Annotated in this window: 2 protein-coding genes; both read right to left on the bottom strand. The window is 48.7% G+C overall.

Features of this window, described 5'->3' with window-relative positions:
* Positions 1–266 precede the first annotated feature (266 nt).
* Positions 267–1,094, bottom strand: a complete 828-nt coding sequence (locus tag NDA06_RS26490) for a pentapeptide repeat-containing protein (protein WP_190987034.1) — start codon at positions 1,092–1,094, stop codon at positions 267–269.
* A gap of 209 nt (positions 1,095–1,303) precedes the next feature.
* A partial coding sequence (xylB, locus tag NDA06_RS26485) for a xylulokinase (protein ID WP_348251946.1) occupies positions 1,304–2,661 on the bottom strand: 1,358 nt, incomplete at its 5' end.

Raw genomic sequence — 2,661 nt, 5'->3', positions numbered from 1 at the left:
AACAAGTCTTTGAGCCGCTCCCATTGGTCATCGCGCAGGGCATACCGTCGTGTCATTGCTCAGCCTTTTCTTCTCTCTCTTGCTCTAGCTTATCTAATTGATGACACGCCCTAGCAACCATACTAAAGTTTTAAATAGATATTTGCCCTAGTATAGAGATGCGATATATCGCGTCTTTATTGAAATTCACGAATCATTTAAGATTGTTATAGGCTGTAATACTTGCCTAGGCTCTTGAAAAGTTAATATTTACTCTTAAATAAAATTCAGCCTATGAATTGAGTTAATACACGTTCCAACTCATCCGGTTGAAAATTACCCTCAACAGGTTGCCGATTCTGATGCGCTGGTTCCAAATAAAGGTATTCACAATAAACATTCGTAAATTGAGTGTGGCGTTTAATCGCCCAATCAAAGATACAAGCTCCCGTTAACACAGCAAAGGAAAAATCTGTATTTTGCATCGCGGAATGACTGAAGTTGGCATCGGTTAAGTTCGCTTTCCTAAAAGACGTTCCGGGATTGCTTTGAATCGCTTGAATTAGCCATTTGAGAATACGGAAGGTCAAGAACGCGGAAACGAACATCAGCAGTAGGAGGAACAATCCTTGAACGATTGCTCCATCAACGAAGCCAAGGATGCTAACAATCACAAGCCCAAGAGTGAGCGTCACCATGACCGCCAACAGTACAGCAATGGCTGCAATGTTCAAGAAACTCGTGATTTGTGGAAAGCGGAAAGCAATCTTATTCCGGATGAAGCTTCCAAACACGAGAGCTAATATCGGAAGCGCACTGAAAAAGAAGTTGAGTCCCTTATTAGAGCGATCGCCCAACAATACCATTGACACTTGGGCAGCGATCGCGCTGAAGGCGACTAAAACAACGGGACCAACGATAGCGGCAGCAACTAGAATATTTACCTGGCGGCGGCTCTGACCCGTTTTGGCCCTCTCAAACGTTGCCCCAATTAGGGTCGCCCCAGTGAAATTGCACCCCCGCAAGTCAGAGCCACTGAAGTCTGCGCCAGCCAAGTCCTGCCCTTTGAAAGAGCAATTTTGCAAGTTTCGGTTGGCGTAGTTTCGCTTGGTCATTATTTGCTGGCTTCGTCAGTATCAACAGCTACAGAGTATATTTTCATAAAATTGCCCGATGGTAGGATTTACGCATTGACAGAAGCCAAGTTCTGGGCAGTCGCCCAGCTTCTTTTCTAGGGGTTTCAGGATGAAGTCAGGCGCTACCTGAAGAGACAGATTTCAGTTTATACCCATTTTAAATTAACCTTCTTGAGGCATAACTTCTCTCAGATTTTTTTAAGTTGTGGATAAAGGGATTGATATCGCATCCAAGCCTCTTCTAAGTTTGAATCAACTGATTGGGGAGTTGCAGCAAGCGTTGGGGTGGCTGCCAGTTTGAGCGTGTCATTAGCATCTGCGTATACACCAATTCCGATACCCGCCAATAGAGCAGCACCACGCGCGGAAGCAGCAGCAACGGTAGTTGCATAGAGGGGTATTCTCAATACATCAGTTAGTAATTGTTTCCAAGGCATTTCTGCCGTTCCACCGCCGGCTAAACGCAGTTGTGTCGCTTTAAAACCTGTTGCCTCTAGTGCTTCAAAACCTTGTCGCAAGGCAAAAGCAACTCCCTCTAAAGCCGCCCGCATCAGGTGCGCCTGTGTGTGATGAAGTCCAAGCCCCACCCATGCCCCGCGTACATAGGGGTCAAGGTGTGGAGTTCGCTCACCCGTGAGGTACGGCAAAAATGTCAACCCTTCACATCCTGGGGGAACAGAAAACGCTTGAGTATAGACTTGCTGCCAGCTCAAGCCGAGGATACCCCGCACCCACTCAAGCGCTAGCCCCGCATTTTGCATGGCTGCAAGCGTGTACCACTGGTTCGGTACGGCGGCTCGATAGAGATGTGTACGACCATGAGGATCGATAATGGGTTGGGAGCGAGGTGTAATGATTTGAGCGCCTGTGCCGATGGTTAGTTGAACCAAACCAGGCTCTAGTAGTCCGTTACCAAGTGCCGCCGCTGCCGTATCCGCAGCACCAGCGATAACGGGTAAACCAACTCTTAAGCCAAGATGCTCTGAAGCATCAGTTGTTAGATAACCTGCGATCGCACTAGAGGGGATAATTTTTGGTAACTGATCGCAACGTAGATTCAGCGCTGAGATTGCATCCCCAGCCCAGTTGTCCGACACAACATCGTAAAGCAAAGTACCGCTAGCATCAGATGGTTCGGTTGCAACTTCTCCAGTCATCCGTAACCGCAGCCAATCTTTTGGCTGAAGTGCCCAACGCGCTTCGGTGTAGACAGTAGGCTCGTATTCTCGTAGCCACAACAAAGTGGGGCCGGCCATTCCAGCCGTAACCGGGTTGCCCAAGCGCTCTAGAATAGCGGCATCGAGCGAATGATAAGTGTTAAGCGTGGCACTAGAGCGAGTATCTGCCCAGAGGATAGCAGGACGCAGAGGCTGACCCGACTCCGAAGCTAGGACAACACCGTGCATTTGCCCTGAAAGTGCGATCGCCTGTACTCGATCGGCATGATTTCCTACAGCCTTCCTCACAGCCGAGGCAACAGCTAACCACCAATCTTCTGGTTCCGACTCAGCCCATCCAGGGTGGGGTGAATGAACGGGATAAGAGC

Origin of the sequence: Trichocoleus sp. ST-U1 (assembly GCF_039961835.1) — a bacterium.
In the GTDB taxonomy this organism is placed as follows: Bacteria; Cyanobacteriota; Cyanobacteriia; order Cyanobacteriales; family FACHB-T130; genus FACHB-T130.
This window is presented reverse-complemented; position numbering and strand designations above follow the sequence as displayed.